Origin of the sequence: Hallella mizrahii (genome assembly GCF_009695775.1) — a bacterium.
GTDB classification, from domain to species: Bacteria; Bacteroidota; Bacteroidia; order Bacteroidales; family Bacteroidaceae; genus Prevotella; species Prevotella mizrahii.
Map to the genome: position 1 here is coordinate 13,926 of NZ_VUNG01000005.1, position 14,747 is coordinate 28,672.

14 protein-coding genes and 3 tRNA genes are annotated in these 14,747 nt (G+C 49.3%); 8 read left to right on the plus strand and 9 right to left on the minus strand.

All coding sequences use genetic code 11. The features are described 5' to 3' along the window. Positions 1 to 195: 195 nt before the first annotated feature. The 8 genes from FYJ73_RS03380 to FYJ73_RS03415 all read right to left on the minus strand — a co-directional run bounded on the left by FYJ73_RS03380 (position 196) and on the right by FYJ73_RS03415 (position 5,300). Positions 196 to 269, minus strand: a tRNA-Asp gene (locus FYJ73_RS03380). Between the two features lie 23 nt (positions 270 to 292). After that, positions 293 to 366, minus strand: a tRNA-Asp gene (locus FYJ73_RS03385). Positions 367 to 453: 87 nt separating this feature from the next. Beyond that, positions 454 to 1,002 (minus strand): GNAT family N-acetyltransferase, encoded by a 549-nt coding sequence (locus FYJ73_RS03390; protein WP_154533311.1) that lies wholly within the window; start codon positions 1,000 to 1,002, stop codon positions 454 to 456. A gap of 32 nt (positions 1,003 to 1,034) precedes the next feature. Beyond that, a complete protein-coding gene (locus FYJ73_RS03395; RefSeq protein WP_154533312.1) occupies positions 1,035 to 2,243 on the minus strand; it encodes a glycosyltransferase family 2 protein in 1,209 nt (402 codons plus the stop codon). Next, complete coding sequence (locus FYJ73_RS03400; RefSeq protein WP_154533313.1) at positions 2,240 to 2,656, minus strand: hypothetical protein; 417 nt, start codon at positions 2,654 to 2,656, stop codon at positions 2,240 to 2,242. Before FYJ73_RS03400 ends, FYJ73_RS03395 begins: the two co-directional genes overlap by 4 nt. A gap of 4 nt (positions 2,657 to 2,660) precedes the next feature. Next, on the minus strand, positions 2,661 to 3,272 hold the full coding sequence (gene recR / locus FYJ73_RS03405; RefSeq protein ID WP_154533314.1) for a recombination mediator RecR: 612 nt from the start codon (positions 3,270 to 3,272) through the stop codon (positions 2,661 to 2,663). Further along, positions 3,272 to 3,760 (minus strand): outer membrane beta-barrel protein, encoded by a 489-nt coding sequence (locus FYJ73_RS03410; RefSeq protein WP_154533315.1) that lies wholly within the window; start codon positions 3,758 to 3,760, stop codon positions 3,272 to 3,274. Before FYJ73_RS03410 ends, recR begins: the two co-directional genes overlap by 1 nt. Positions 3,761 to 3,773: 13 nt before the next feature. Beyond that, positions 3,774 to 5,300 carry a carbon starvation CstA family protein gene (locus tag FYJ73_RS03415; RefSeq protein ID WP_154533316.1) on the minus strand — a complete coding sequence of 509 codons (1,527 nt, stop codon included), beginning with the start codon at positions 5,298 to 5,300 and terminating at the stop codon, positions 3,774 to 3,776. A gap of 94 nt (positions 5,301 to 5,394) precedes the next feature. On the opposite strand from FYJ73_RS03415, the gene FYJ73_RS03420 reads away from it, so the two are divergent. From FYJ73_RS03420 to FYJ73_RS03455, 8 genes are all read left to right on the plus strand, one after another. Beyond that, complete coding sequence (locus FYJ73_RS03420; protein WP_154533317.1) at positions 5,395 to 7,065, plus strand: glycoside hydrolase family 10-like protein; 1,671 nt, start codon at positions 5,395 to 5,397, stop codon at positions 7,063 to 7,065. A 148-nt stretch (positions 7,066 to 7,213) separates the two neighbouring features. Beyond that, positions 7,214 to 7,284 (plus strand) — tRNA-Cys (locus tag FYJ73_RS03425). A 294-nt stretch (positions 7,285 to 7,578) separates the two neighbouring features. Beyond that, entirely contained in the window at positions 7,579 to 8,205 is a 627-nt protein-coding gene (locus FYJ73_RS03430) for a cytidylate kinase-like family protein (RefSeq protein ID WP_154533318.1), read from the plus strand. A gap of 144 nt (positions 8,206 to 8,349) precedes the next feature. Next, positions 8,350 to 9,051, plus strand: a complete 702-nt coding sequence (locus FYJ73_RS03435) for a hypothetical protein (RefSeq protein ID WP_262280342.1) — start codon at positions 8,350 to 8,352, stop codon at positions 9,049 to 9,051. A 14-nt stretch (positions 9,052 to 9,065) separates the two neighbouring features. Continuing rightward, on the plus strand, positions 9,066 to 10,082 hold the full coding sequence (locus tag FYJ73_RS03440) for a GGGtGRT protein (protein ID WP_154533320.1): 1,017 nt from the start codon (positions 9,066 to 9,068) through the stop codon (positions 10,080 to 10,082). 261 nt (positions 10,083 to 10,343) lie between these two features. Continuing rightward, positions 10,344 to 11,216, plus strand: a complete 873-nt coding sequence (locus tag FYJ73_RS03445; protein ID WP_154533321.1) for a sigma-70 family RNA polymerase sigma factor — start codon at positions 10,344 to 10,346, stop codon at positions 11,214 to 11,216. 109 nt (positions 11,217 to 11,325) lie between these two features. Continuing rightward, positions 11,326 to 11,718, plus strand: a complete 393-nt coding sequence (locus FYJ73_RS03450; protein ID WP_154533322.1) for a 2-amino-4-hydroxy-6-hydroxymethyldihydropteridine diphosphokinase — start codon at positions 11,326 to 11,328, stop codon at positions 11,716 to 11,718. A 19-nt stretch (positions 11,719 to 11,737) separates the two neighbouring features. After that, a complete protein-coding gene (locus FYJ73_RS03455; protein ID WP_154533323.1) occupies positions 11,738 to 13,357 on the plus strand; it encodes an NAD(P)/FAD-dependent oxidoreductase in 1,620 nt (539 codons plus the stop codon). Between the two features lie 126 nt (positions 13,358 to 13,483). Here FYJ73_RS03455 and FYJ73_RS03460 read toward each other — a convergent pair whose 3' ends face one another. Then, positions 13,484 to 14,719: a tetratricopeptide repeat protein gene (locus FYJ73_RS03460; protein WP_154533324.1), complete on the minus strand. Its 1,236-nt coding sequence runs from the start codon at positions 14,717 to 14,719 to the stop codon at positions 13,484 to 13,486. Positions 14,720 to 14,747: the final 28 nt, after the last annotated feature.

A 14,747-nucleotide genomic window follows, 5' to 3' on the forward strand; every position in this document is an offset into this window, starting at 1 on the left:
AACAGCGTCTTTTTAACTGTGTAATCATAGAAAAAAGACAAAAAGCATGAGCTTCGAAAAAGACAAAAGTATGAGCACGGAAAAGACAAAAGTATGAGCACGGAAAAGCACGCTTTCCAAAATCACATCTCAATAGAGCGAGATGAAAATCTATGGACACAAAAAAAGAGTCCCTCGTGGAGGAACTCTCTTCAGCGGTGCGTACGAGATTCGGACTCGTGACCTCCTGCGTGACAGGCAGGCATTCTAACCAACTGAACTAACGCACCAAAATAAATTTTGACCGCCTAAGCGGTGCGTACGAGATTCGAACTCGTGACCTCCTGCGTGACAGGCAGGCATTCTAACCAACTGAACTAACGCACCATTTTGTGATCTTTGCGCCTCATTTCTGAATTGCGAGTGCAAAGGTACTCGTTTTTTCTGAAACCTCCAAATAATTGGCCAACTTTTTTACAAAAAAAATTGCAGAAGCTCTACATCGTGATATTCTTTCCCATCGTAGAGCCAATCCTTGAGCAGTGCATTTTGTTGAAAGCCAATGGATTTTAAAAGCTTCAGACAATACGTGTTATCCCGAGCCACAAAAGCATAGAGTTGATGCAGATGCAGCACCTCACGGGTATAAGTGATCAGTTCCTCCATAGCGGCTCTGCCATATCCTTGGTCACGATAAGCTTTCTGAATAACCAGTCCCACTTCGGCCCGCAGGTGCTGAGGATTGAAATTTATCAAGTCGACGATACCTACGACATTCGCTCCACTGACATCGGTAACAATCAGGCGCAGTTGCTTGTCGGTGAAGATGTCGCCCGTTGTATTGGCGATATAGTCGTGAAGCACATAGCGGGAATAGGGAACATTGGTGCTGCCCACCTGCCACAGGTCGTAATCGTTCTCAATACGATAGAGCAGATCCAAGTCCTCTGGCTCCATCGCACGCAGCAGTACAAAGGGATGACGATGGGAACAAGATGAGGAAATTGAAGAATTCTTTTCCATGACGACCTAATTACATTTTATTTATATAGGTATTATGTATGAGCTGAATCAGAGGTAAACACATCCTTCGACGTGATGATAAGTTGTGCATCGGCATCGAGCCACCCCACAAGACACTGAGAAGGCTGGCTGTTGACCAGATCGAAAACTTTCTGATAGGAACACTGTTGGGTATCGAAAACTATGTAGAGTGGCGAAAGATGACTCATAAGTATATCGGACACTATTTTCTGAACCTCATTCCACTGAGAGACGACATGAACCTCAGCGTTTAATCCATTGAAAGTGATAATATCCTCACATACGGACTGTGACGATGCAGAGACAAAAGCCACAAAAAGAGGATCTCGCCGGACTGACGGAGTGACAAAGCCGAGACTCTTGCGCATCTTATGCAACTGCATACTGACCAACGCTTGGAAAGCCTTCACGCAGATGGCTGTCTGCACCGGAATGTTGACAAGGATATTGAAGTGGCGAAAATGCTTACGATAGAAGATGAGCATAGCCTCATAGAAGACATGGACATACCGGAAACTGGACTTCTCGGTGCTCTCTCCTTTATAATGAAGCATCTTATAGGGCAGATACCAGTTCTCCCACCCTGCCTTGAGGATACGATAGCTGAGATCGATATCCTCGCCATACATAAAGAAGTCCTCGTCTAAAAGGCCCACATCCTCCAGTGCTCTGCGGCGAAGCATACAAAAAGCACCACTGACGATCTCAATCTGCTCGGCCTGGTCCCAAGGATGGGCACACATATAATATTTACCGATGCGAGGATGATGCGGAAAACAAGAGCACAGGCCGGAAAGTTTATAGAAAGATGTCATCGGCGTAGGAATACCACGACGGCTCTCCTTGGCATTCTCACCCGAGGCATCCATCATCCACACACCCGATGCTCCAGCACGAGGATGAGTATCCATAAACGACAGCACGCGGGGAATGAGTGTCTCACTCAACACCGTGTCGGGATTGAGCAGCAGTACATACTCGCCATGGCTCATCGTGATGGCTTTGTTGTTGGCCTTAGCAAAGCCAAGGTTATGATTGAGTCTGACTATCTTCACCCAAGGAAAACGGGATGCAAGATAGTCGACTGAACCGTCACGGGAATGGTTGTCCATCACAAAGACCTCAGCGTCCACTGTAGCCAATGAACGCTGAAGCGACTTCAAGCACTGCTCTACATAGTACTTGACATTGTAATTGACAATCACTACCGAGAGTTTCATTTCATCTCCTGGATATATCTTGTACGGGTGGGATAGACAAAAGCAAGACTCAACAACCCAATGATGCCCATATAACCAAAGGCAACATTCACAAACTGATAATAGAGCCATGTGTTGAGCATCATCGGCACACAGAGCATCGCTAAGCGCAAGGTGCCCCAACGAAGCATGGCTTTGTCGCCATCACTGTGAATGGCAGACGCCACATGTTTCCACTTGAACAGTCGTAGACTCAGAGGAATTAGGCAGATCGTAGCCACCTCCATGAAGATGGCCCAATAATAATCGGCAATACGGTCCGCCCCCCACTGTCCGACAAGCAGAATGTCATTCTCATACAAGACGACAAAACACAAGCTAATCAGCACTGAAAGGCCTGCTTCAAGTCGAAGTATATTCAATACGCTTTTCATGATACTATGATTTGTCAAGCGGTGTACGGCTGACGATCGAACGGCCCAAGGTCACCTCATCGGTATACTCCAACTCATTGCCGACGGAAATGCCGCGGGATATGACCGACAGCTTCACGGGATAAGGTTTCAACTGACGGGAGATATAGAAACTCGTCGTATCGCCTTCCATCGTGGAACTGAGAGCCAGAATCACTTCTCTGATGCCCCCTTTTGCCACTCGCTCTACCAACGACGCGATCTGCAAGTCACCAGGGCCAATGCCCTCCATCGGTGAGATGAGACCGCCCAAGACATGATAAAGACCATCGTATTGCTGTGTATTCTCTATTGCCATGACATCCTGCACATTCTCCACCACGCACACCAGTCCATGGTCGCGATGGCTGTCGGAACAGATCGAGCAGACATCAGTGTCACTGATGTTGTGACAGACAGAACAATACTTGATGTCTTTACGCAGATGAGAGATCGCAGACGTGAAATGCTCCACAGACTCTTCAGGCTGCTTGAGCAGATTCAAAACCAACCTCAATGCCGTCTTACTGCCAATACCCGGCAGGCGGCTGAACTCGTCAACCGCACGCTGTAATAATGCTGAAGGATATTGCTGCATCAAAGATATATGCCAAATCCCACCTTAAAGCCGATCGTGGAAAAATCAGAATGGTTCTTGAAACTCTGCTGATAATAGAGCGACGGCTCGATGGTGACACTATGGTTAATAAAGAAGGCATAGCCTACCTCTACGCCAGGCATGAAATCGTTGTAGTTGTGGTCGAAATGCATCAGCTTGCAGTTGGCTCCCAAGAAGATACCGTTTTGCGTGATGTAATAGCGGGCACCTACACCGACATGGACGGCATCACCATTGTCACGATTTCCTTGATGGTCATAACCGGCCTCACCCAACAACATCAAGTTGTCACTGAAGAAGTAGCCAGCTTTGCCCTCAACGCCCAAAGAGAACTTGCCATTGCCGCTATAGTTCATGTCGAGACCAGACAAAGAGGCTCCCACGTATTTCTTTCCTTCCTCAAACTGGGCACTGGCGCTTACCACGCTCAAAGAGAAAACAAAAAGAAGCAATAAAATCTTTTTCATATTCACTTAAATATTATTGGTTATTATGTTTCGTTTGTTTATGATACCACGCCGAGAACCATAAGATAGCTATGAGAAGCACAGCCAGCGAGCCCCAATATCCAACCGAAGTGTCAATACCGGCAGCCATAGGCGATACCATCAGGAAGGTGGCACACACCACTGTCATGAACAGTGCCGGGACGAGTGTCACGACAAACAGTTTGCGTTTCTGCACGAGATAGACAGTAATCGTCCACAAGGTAAAGACGGCAAGCGTCTGGTTGGACCAGCCGAACCACTGCCACACAGTATTAAAGCCATCGGGATTCTCCATCTGCCACAGTAGTAGAGCCACGGCTGCGATAAACATCGGGATGGCAATATAGAAGCGCTTTGCGATACTACGCTGATCGAGGTGCAAAGCCTCAGCAATGATCAGTCGGGCACTGCGGAACGCGGTATCGCCACTGGTGATGGGAGCTGCCACAACACCAAAGATGGCAAGGATGCCGCCAAAGAGTCCCAACCAGCCGGTGCACACCTTTTCCACGACGCTCGGTGCGGCGAAGAACTGGATAAGCGTCTTGCCGCTGCCTCCCTGGAACTGGGCAATAAACTCATTGGCTGTCTGAGCGTCGACACACTCACGCCAACCACCATAATAGAAGAAATACATAGACACCGTGGCCCAGATCAAAGCGACGACGCCCTCGGTGATCATTGCACCATAGAAGATTGGACGTCCCATCCTCTCAGACTTGATGCATCGTGCCATCAACGGGCTCTGAGTAGCATGGAAGCCACTGATGGCTCCACAGGCAATCGTCAAGAACAGACAGGGGAACAATGGATTTTTGGCCATGTAGCCCGTCGTGCCCAACCAAGCCGTGTTGGTATTGCGGTTGCAGTCATCAAGATTGCTCCACAACTCGGGCAGCTCCGGCATCTTCACGAAGAGACAGACCATCAGTGCCACAGCCATGAACAGCAGGGCAAAGGCAAAGACCGGATAGAACTTGCCGATGATCTTGTCAATAGGCAACATGGTGGCCAATATATAGTAGGCAAAGATCACAATCACCCAAAGTGTCGTTGTGCCTCCAAAGTCCTTCAGCAACAGAGCCGGACTGTAGACAAAAACCACACCGACCATCATCAGCAGGAACACGGAGAAGACCAACATCACAACGCGTGCCTTGCCACCCAGATAACGACCGACAAGGAAAGGCAAATTAGCACCATTGTGGCGCACGCTGAGCATACCACTGAGATAGTCGTGGACGGCGCCGGCAAAGATACATCCAAAGATGATCCACAGATAAGCCACAGGGCCATACCATGCTCCCATGATGGCACCAAAGATAGGACCAGTGCCCGCAATGTTCAGAAACTGAATCATAAACACCTTCCAACTCGGCAACGTCACAAAGTCCACACCATCGGAATGGGCCACCGCCGGAGTAGGACGGTCGTCGGGACCAAAGATGCGTTCGATGAACTTACTGTAAAGTAAATAGCCGGCAAGCAATGCCAACAACGCAATCGTAAATGAAATCATAATCGATGAAAACTGACGAATTATATTGCAAAAGTAATGCTTATTTTTGAAAAACAAAAAAATATCTGTACCTTTGTGGAAAATAATTGTAACGATGCAGAAAAGTACTTTATTCTGTTTGCTGATTTCTTTCATATTTTGTGCAAAGATAAAAGCCCAGTCCACCTCTTCCCTCTATGCTTCTCCCAAACACGAAGTGAGAGCGGTGTGGCTGACAACCATCGGGGGGCTCGACTGGCCTCACCACTATGCGCAAAGCACACACAGTGCTGAAATTCAGAAGCAGGAACTATGCTCTCTCTTAGATCAATATCAAAAAGCGGGTATCAACACGGTGCTCATCCAAACGCGCATTCGCGGCACAGTTATCTACCCTTCGAAATACGAGCCCTATGACGGATGTCTGAGTGGTTTTCCTGGTAAGTCTCCGGGCTACGACGCTTTGAAGTTCGTCATCGACGAGTGCCATAACAGAGGTATGGAACTACAGGCATGGGTCGTCACACTCCCCGTGGGCAAATGGAACAAGCTCGGCTGCGCACGGCTGCGCCAACAGTTTCCGGGACTTATCCGCAAGATAGATGCTGACGGCTATATGAATCCGGAAGACCCCAGGACAGCACGCTACTTAGCCGACATTTGCAAGGAAATCACACAGAACTATGACATTGACGGCATTCATCTCGACTATATCCGCTACCCCGAAACATGGAAGATGAAGGTCAGCAAGGAGCAAGGACGCAGTAATATCACGTGGATCGTCAAAGCTATTCACGACAGCGTCAAGGCCATCAAGCCTTGGGTGAAGATCAGCTGTTCACCAATCGGCAAGTTCAATGATCTCTCGAGATACTGGAGTCACGGTTGGAATGCCTATGACAAGGTCTGCCAGGACGCTCAAGGCTGGCTCAGAGACGGACTAATGGACGAATTGTTCCCGATGATGTACTTTCGCAACGAACAGTTCTTCCCGTTTGCTATCGACTGGGCAGAACAGAGCTATGGAAAGATCGTAGCACCGGGACTGGGCGTATACTTCCTCGATCCCAAAGAGGGCAAATGGCAATTGGAGGATATCACCCGCGAGATGTATCTGCTCAGAAAATACCATCTCGGACACACCTATTTCCGCGGGAAATTTTTCACAGACAACATTCAAGGTATCTACCATTTCGCACAAGCCTTCGACGGTACGCCAGCTTTAGTTCCTGCCATGACATGGGAAAGCAAGGCAACGCCAGCAGTGCCCACACGGCTGCAACTCACCGACCACTCGCTCTCGTGGCAGGGTACTACACCTTATTATAATATATATAGCAGCCGGACATGGCCCGTAGACATCAATGATGCCCGCAATCTGGTAGCAGCCCGCCTGAACAGCACTACGGTCACCGTGCCCACGGCTGGCCGCTACTTCGCCGTGACTGCCATGGACCGCTATGGCAATGAGAGCCAGCCCCTGCAAAGCTATACCAAGCAAAGCCACAATGCTTCTGAGTTGCTTCCTTGCCACGATGGTCACCTCTTCCTTCCCGCCAAGAGCAAAGTGCTCGATGCACAGTGGCTCGTCATCGATAACCTGATGGGACAGCAGATGATGGTAATTCCATTCAAGGACAAACAAGCTGATGTCCGTAGCCTGTCACCCGGTTATTACCAACTGCGGTCACTTGGCAACAAAGGCATAAGCCACAGACTGGGTTATTTCAAAGTGGAAGAAACTGAAGAAAGTAAAAAAGCAATGCAGTGCCCCCCTACCCTATGAACAGCCTGCTGCAATACCACCCTACTCCAGTACAGTAAACACTGCCAAAAGAACAATTATGTATCCGAAAAGAAAAAAGTAGAGGAAAAGTTTGGTCATTCCAAAAAATGTTATTACCTTTGCAACCGCTTGATAAAAGCAGGACATTGGTGCCTTGTCCGAACGGTTAGGTAACGGTCTGCAAAACCGTTCAAGGCGGTTCGACTCCGCCAGGCACCTCAAAAGGCAGTGATATTTTTATCACTGCTTTTTTGTTTTTCTATATCTTCAAACGGATTTCTATATCTTCAAACGGATTTCTATATCTTCAAACGGATTTCTATATCTTCAAACGGATTACTATATCTTAAAACGGATTTCTATATCTTCAAACGGACTTCTTTTATCTCCGGCACATTTTTCTATGAAAACATTTGGAGTCTATCGTTTTTTTGACTATTTTTGCAATGAGCGAACAACGATGCTTGCATCACTGCTCGTCCAATCTTTATGTTCACTTTATAGCCCTACACTATGAACCTCAACGATCAATACATCATCACCATCAACCGCCAGTTTGGTACCGGAGGACATGAAATTGGCGCAGAACTGGCACGACGGCTCAATGTTAAACTCATTGACAAGCAGATACTGAAAGCCGTAGCCCAGAAATTCAACCTCACCGAAGAAGAAGCCGTCAGCCTGGAAAAGAAGAGACCCTCCTGGTGGGAAGACTTCACAAAGTTTTATCAGAACTTTGTAAGCATCAGCGAATATACTCCCACCACCACCGACATCACCTCCCGGCAACTCTTCTACGCACAAGCCAAAGCGATGAGAGAAGTCGCCGAGCAGGAGTCGTGCGTCATCGTCGGGCGCTGCGGTTTTCATGTCTTCAAAGACCATCCCAACAAGCTCAGCATCTTCCTTCACGCCCCAATGCCACAGCGTGTGGAGCGAATCATGAAACTCTATCACGTCGATGAGCGCAAAGCACGTATACTCATCGAGGACAACGACTACACCCGCGAGCTCTATACCAAGACATACACAGGATGTGAGCGCTACGACGCGCGTAACTACAACCTCTGTCTCGACGTAGGCGGATACGGCGTTAACGGTGCTGTAGATTTTTTGCTCAGCTTCATCGGGCATCACTAAAGCAAAGTGCGGAGGAGGCACTTAAAAAAGTTAAAAAAAGAAACCGCCCTACAGCTATTCCATATTCTTTTTGTATTTTTGCAATACTAAATAGCAATTGCACAAGCTAATACACATTTACATATTTAATTTGTAGCGAATATGATTATTTATTCTAAGGAAGTTGACAACATGTGCGTTGTCAAAAAGGGTGCCTACCACGGCCCAGCTCCAATCCCTGAAGAGGGTAAGTGGATTCAGGCCAAGGAAATCAAAGACATTTCTGGCTATACCCACGGTGTGGGTTGGTGTGCACCTCAGCAGGGTGCCTGCAAACTCTCTCTGAACATCAAAGAGGGCGTCATCGTAGAGTGCCTCATCGAGACAATCGGTTGCACCGGTATGACTCACTCTGCAGCAATGGCTTCTGAGATTCTGCCGGGCAAGACCATCCTGGAAGCACTGAATACCGACTTGGTTTGCGACGCTATCAACACAGCCATGCGCGAGCTGTTCCTGCAGATTGTCTACGGCCGTTCACAGAGTGCCTTCTCAGAGAATGGTCTCGCTGTCGGCGCCGGTTTGGAGGATCTGGGTAAGGGTCTGCGCTCTCAGACAGGTACCCTCTATGGTACCATGGCAAAGGGCACACGCTACCTTGAGCTCACCGAGGGCTACATCACCAAGATGTTCCTCGACAAGGACGACTTCGTGTGTGGCTATGAGTATGTACACCTGGGCAAGATGATGGAAGCCATCAAGAACGGTATGGACGCCAACGAGGCTGTGAAGAAGTTCACAGGTCGCTATGGCCGCACCACTGCCGACCAGGGCATTGTTAAATCTATCGACCCACGTAAAGAATAAGGAGGAACCACAGTATGATTAGAAAAGTTCAATACGAAAGCCAGGAGCGTCGTGAGGCACAGGTCAACGCTGCCCTCCAGGCCAATGGCATCAAGAACCTCGAAGAGGCAAACGAAATTTGCGACAAGCTGGGCATCGATCCTTATCAGATTTGCGAAGACACACAGCGTATCTGCTTTGAGAATGCAAAGTGGGCTTATGTTGCCGGTGCTGCTATCGCTATCAAGAAGGGCTGCAAGAGTGCTGCTGAGTGCGCAGAAGCTATCGGTATCGGCCTGCAGGCATTCTGCATTCCCGGAAGTGTGGCTGACGACCGCAAGGTAGGTCTGGGCCACGGCAATCTGGCAGCACGTCTGCTCCGTGAAGAGACTGAGTGCTTTGCCTTCCTGGCCGGCCACGAGTCTTTCGCTGCTGCTGAGGGTGCCATCAAGATTGCTGAGATGGCTAACAAAGTACGTAAAAAACCGCTGCGCGTGATCCTGAACGGTCTGGGCAAAGACGCCGCACAGATCATCAGCCGTGTCAATGGCTTCACATACGTCAAGACAAAGTTCGACTACTACACCAGCAAGCTCAACATTGTCGAGGAGATTCCTTATGGCAACAACCCTGCTCGTCTGAAGGTTAAGTGCTATGGCGCTGACGATGTCCGCGAGGGCGTCGCTATCCTGTGGCACGAGAACGTGGATGTCTCCATCACCGGTAACTCCACCAACCCGACACGTTTCCAGCACCCCGTTGCCGGTACATATAAGAAGGAGCGCATTGCCGCCGGCAAGCCTTACTTCTCTGTGGCTTCCGGTGGTGGTACGGGTCGTACACTGCACCCGGACAACATGGCTGCAGGTCCTGCTTCTTATGGTATGACCGACACCATGGGTCGTATGCACAGCGACGCTCAGTTCGCCGGTTCTTCTTCTGTACCAGCTCACGTTGAGATGATGGGCTACTTAGGCATGGGTAACAACCCAATGGTGGGTGCTACCGTGGCTGTAGCCGTACAGACAGACCTTCTGCTGAACAAGAAGTAAATATCCAGTTCCGTTTCTCAATGTAGAAACAGACAAGCGAAACTGCAATAGAAGCCCTGTTCCAGCCTCGTCTGGAAGAGGGCTTTTCTATAATGAAACTTTATTTATTTAAAAATCACTTAATATTTTTGTATGTTTTCAAAAATATTCTTACCTTTGTATGCTACTTGGATATACATCAAGCGTCTTTCAAAAGACACTTTTAACGTATATAATCAATCAAGGTATTAGTTTGTTTATTCAAAGGTCAAAAATAATATCATGCGTCAACTTAAGATTCAAAAAAGCATCACCAACCGTTCCAGCGAAGCATTGGACAAATACTTGGTAGAGATTGGTCGTGTCCCAATGATTTCCGTCGATGAAGAGATTGAGCTTGCTCAGGCTATCCGTCGCGGAGGACGTGAAGGAGAGCGCGCAAAGGATAAATTGGTGAAAGCCAATCTGCGCTTTGTCGTCTCTGTCGCCAAGCAATATCAGCACCAAGGTTTGGGTCTCACCGACTTGATCGATGAGGGTAACATCGGACTGGTGAAAGCCGCAGAAAAGTTTGACGAGACTCGTGGCTTCAAGTTCATCTCCTATGCTGTATGGTGGATTCGCCAGAGCATCCTGCAGGCTATCGCAGAGCAAAGCCGTATTGTGCGTCTGCCGCTCAACCAAGTCGGTGCTCTGTCGAAGATCAACTCTGAGATTTCGAAGTTTGAGCAGAAAAACCAGCGCCGCCCCTCCGTACAGGAGCTGTCCAATCTGACAAATATCGAGGAGGCAAAGATCGACCAGACCATCAAGGCCGACAACCACCACATGAGCATCGACGCTCCTTTCCAGGAGGATGACGACAACAGTATGGCCGACGTGCTTGCCTCTGGCGATGACAGTCGTGCTGACAAGCAGGTAGACTACGAGAGCATGGCAAAGGAGCTTGACGTAGTGCTCCGCAACGTGCTCAAAGACCGTGAGATCACCATCGTACGCGAATGCTTCGGCATCGGATGCCATGAAAAAGGTCTTGAGGAAATCGGAGACCAGCTCGGACTGACCCGTGAGCGCGTACGTCAGATTCGCGAGAAGAGTATTGTCAAGTTGCGTGAAAGCGGCTATGCAAAACTCCTTATCAAGTATTTAGGCTAAACCCATTTCGTGAGGGAAAGTGGGTAAAGAAGAGGGCAGTGTTGACGGTTACGGCGGCACTGCACTTTTCGTTTTTATCCCCCACTCTATTCTGTAGATTGTCTTTGATATGAAGGAAAGTCATTCTGTCATCTTATGCTTAGGCTCCAATGCCGACCAGGAGGCGAATATCCAACAGGCACAACAGCTGCTCCGCAATGAATATGCGTCAATCGACTTCACACCCTCCATTTGGACAGAGCCCGTAGGCGTCGTCTCGCCGCCCTATCTCAACTGTCTGGCAACGATGAGCATCAAGGATAGCTTTTCCTGTCTGCACGATAAGACCAAGGCCATCGAGCGGCTGATGCATTCCAGCAGGGAGGAGCGGAAAGATAACATCGTCAGAATAGACATCGACATTCTAAGTTTTGACCACAAGCATTACCATGAGGACGACTGGAATCGAGACTATGTAAAGCAATTGATAGAAGTTCTCCCAGCTCCACTACACCTTATATAATATATACATTCCATCAAATATGGTTCAGGAATATCAAATACGCGTACAACCGCAAACAGCATACAACGAGCAAAACCTTGTCTCCTATCTCTCAAAAGAGAAAGGCTTCGACGCCCGCACTATCAACCGTGTGAGAATATTACGGCGCAGCATTGACGCCCGACAACGGCAGGTGATGGTCAACCTTAAAGTGAGAGTTTATATCAACGAAGTGCCGCAAGACGACGAATACCAACGGGTGGAATATCCCAACGTGGCTGATGCCCCTCAGGTGATCGTCGTGGGAGCCGGTCCCGGTGGTCTGTTCGCTGCCTTGCACTTGATAGAGCTGGGCTATCGCCCGGTGATCGTAGAGAGAGGCAAGGATGTCAGAGAACGCAAGAAGGACATGGCGGCCATCTCACGTAACCAGTGTATCGACCCAGAAAGCAACTATTGCTTTGGTGAAGGTGGTGCTGGTGCCTACTCCGACGGCAAGCTCTACACACGCAGCAAGAAACGCGGCAGCGTGGAGAAAATCCTCAATATCTTCTGCCAACACGGAGCCTCCACGTCCATTCTCTGCGATGCCCATCCCCATATCGGCACGGACAAGTTGCCCCGCGTCATAGAGAACATGCGGAAACAGATCCTACAGTCCGGTGGACAAGTATACTTCAACACCAAAATGACCGAGCTGCTCATAGAAAAGGAGCATGTGGTGGGCATCCGTGCCGTGAACCATATCGACAATAGAGAGATGGAATTGCAAGGTCCCGTCATCTTAGCAACCGGTCACAGTGCCCGGGATGTCTACCGCTATCTCAATGATCAGCATATAGAAATTGCAGCTAAAGGTATTGCAGTGGGTGTGAGACTGGAGCATCCGGCCAAGCTGATCGACCAAATACAATACCACAGTCGCAATGGCCGTGGCAAATATCTGCCTGCTGCCGAGTATTCGTTTGTCACCCAAGTGGAAGGCCGTGGCGTCTACTCGTTCTGCATGTGCCCCGGCGGTTTCATCATTCCGGCGGCTACAGGTCCAGAACAGATCGTCGTCAACGGCATGTCGCCGAGCAACCGCGGCACACGCTGGTCCAATAGTGGTATGGTCGTAGAGGTTCACCCTGAAGATCTCGCTGAAATAGAGCGGGGCGGCACTGCTGCAGACAACAGCCACACAGACGAAGCGCAAGGAATGGACCCGCTCTGCATGATGCACTTTCAAGAGCGGCTGGAAAAAGACTGCTGGCAACAAGGCAACAGAAAGCAAACTGCTCCGGCTCAGCGTATGGCAGACTTCGTCAACGGCCATCTGAGCTACGACCTCCCGGACAGCAGCTATGCGCCCGGTCTGGTCAGCAGTCCGCTGCATTTCTGGATGCCGCCGTTCATTGCCCATCGTCTGCAAGAAGGTTTCAAAGCCTTTGGTCGTCAGCGTCATGGCTTCTTGACCAATGAAGCCACACTCATAGCTACAGAGACCCGTACCTCCAGCCCAGTGCGCATCCTTCGCAACGACCTCACCTTGCAGCACATCCGTCTACATGGACTCTTCCCCTGTGGTGAGGGAGCCGGCTACGCTGGTGGCATTGTCTCCGCAGCAATCGACGGCGAACGTTGCGCCGACATGGCTGTACAATACCTGCAACAATAAACAGATTAGTCCCATATTCACGAACATCCATAAAAAAGGGCCGACACGAATGTGTCGGCCCTTTTTTATGGATGTTCGTTTAGTCTCCTCAAACAAGGTGACAAACGACTCGTTTAGCTTTCTGTCTTACTGTTTCAGCATACCTTCCAACTCCTTTGTCTTAGGATCGTTGGCGCCATAGACAGAGTAGTAGCACTGATACAGTGGGTAAGCCCAGTTGGCTTTCTCACGGTTAGGATCCAGCTCCTTAGCCTTGTCGAGATAGCCCATTGACTCTTTATAGAGTGCCAATTGCTGAGCGCGGTTGCCATTGATGCCGGATGCCATAGCGTTCATAGAGAAGCCTAAATAGGTATAGACCACGGGGTTGGTCTGATCGATGGACACAGCTTTCTTGAAAGCCTCCACGCAGCCTTTCCAATCAGGATTTGACGCTGTGGAGTTGCGGTTCATCAGTGCTTGGCCTTTCAGAGCCCAAGCAGTGAAGTCGTTAGGATTCTTGGCAATCTTGCCCTCTACAAGAGCATCAAACTCCTTGGTCATACCCATGAGGCTGTAGAAGTTGCTGAGCTGTCCGAAGATCATCTCATTGTCAGGCTCCTTCTCGTACATAGCAGCCAGTTTCTGAACATAAGCCACGGAGTCAGCCTTAGTCTTCAGATTGCGCTGAGCAATAGCCAGTTTGAAAGCCTGAGCCTGCTTTGCGACAGAAGTGTCCTGAGTGGCGATGTCGGCATACTTCTCAGCGAGATCATATTTCTTTGCCTGATTAGCATACTGAGCGGTATAGTAAGCGACCTGTCCCAAGAACTGCTTCTCCTGCTCCTTTGTAGACTGGAAGAAAGGCAGATTGTCGGAATCAAGGAATGAGCCCCAATACTTCAGCACATTGTCCTGATCGTTGAGCTGAGCATAGTAGTTGCCGGCAGTGACGAGCTGCATACGGGCATTGGCGACCAGCGGAGTCAACGCTCCGGTGAAACGTGGCTTCACCTTGCCCTTCTCATTGGGCTCAGCGTCATACTTGAAGCACTCCAGAGCATTCTGGGTAGCATCGTAAGCTGCCTGATAGAAACCCAGTGTGTCGTAAGGCTCCACCTTCTGCTTGGTAATCTGAGCCTGCATGTTGGCAGCCTGGATTGCATTCTCTTTGTCGAACTTCTGCAAAGCCAGACGGGTCAGATGCTCATAGGCTTTAGCTTTCTCGCCAGAGTTAGCCAGCTGACCGAGGCTGGACTTCACCAGCTCCACAGCCTTGGCATAGTCTTTCTCCTTTGTGATAGCTTTCAATGCGTCGCTATCACCGGCGAACGCAGCCGAGGCGCCCAGCACCAACATGGCTGCAATCATCATTTTCTTCATAGACGTTAAGATAAAATTATACGGTTGT

Coding starts and splice junctions, on each gene's coding strand:
- FYJ73_RS03390 (WP_154533311.1), bottom strand. CDS start 1,002: ATGGAAAAGAATTCTTCAATTTCCTCATCTTGTTCCCATCGTCATCCC.
- FYJ73_RS03395 (WP_154533312.1), bottom strand. CDS start 2,243: ATGAAACTCTCGGTAGTGATTGTCAATTACAATGTCAAGTACTATGTA.
- FYJ73_RS03400 (WP_154533313.1), bottom strand. CDS start 2,656: ATGAAAAGCGTATTGAATATACTTCGACTTGAAGCAGGCCTTTCAGTG.
- recR (WP_154533314.1), bottom strand. CDS start 3,272: ATGCAGCAATATCCTTCAGCATTATTACAGCGTGCGGTTGACGAGTTC.
- FYJ73_RS03410 (WP_154533315.1), bottom strand. CDS start 3,760: ATGAAAAAGATTTTATTGCTTCTTTTTGTTTTCTCTTTGAGCGTGGTA.
- FYJ73_RS03415 (WP_154533316.1), bottom strand. CDS start 5,300: ATGATTTCATTTACGATTGCGTTGTTGGCATTGCTTGCCGGCTATTTA.
- FYJ73_RS03420 (WP_154533317.1), top strand. CDS start 5,395: ATGCAGAAAAGTACTTTATTCTGTTTGCTGATTTCTTTCATATTTTGT.
- FYJ73_RS03430 (WP_154533318.1), top strand. CDS start 7,579: ATGAACCTCAACGATCAATACATCATCACCATCAACCGCCAGTTTGGT.
- FYJ73_RS03440 (WP_154533320.1), top strand. CDS start 9,066: ATGATTAGAAAAGTTCAATACGAAAGCCAGGAGCGTCGTGAGGCACAG.
- FYJ73_RS03445 (WP_154533321.1), top strand. CDS start 10,344: ATGCGTCAACTTAAGATTCAAAAAAGCATCACCAACCGTTCCAGCGAA.
- FYJ73_RS03450 (WP_154533322.1), top strand. CDS start 11,326: ATGAAGGAAAGTCATTCTGTCATCTTATGCTTAGGCTCCAATGCCGAC.
- FYJ73_RS03455 (WP_154533323.1), top strand. CDS start 11,738: ATGGTTCAGGAATATCAAATACGCGTACAACCGCAAACAGCATACAAC.
- FYJ73_RS03460 (WP_154533324.1), bottom strand. CDS start 14,719: ATGAAGAAAATGATGATTGCAGCCATGTTGGTGCTGGGCGCCTCGGCT.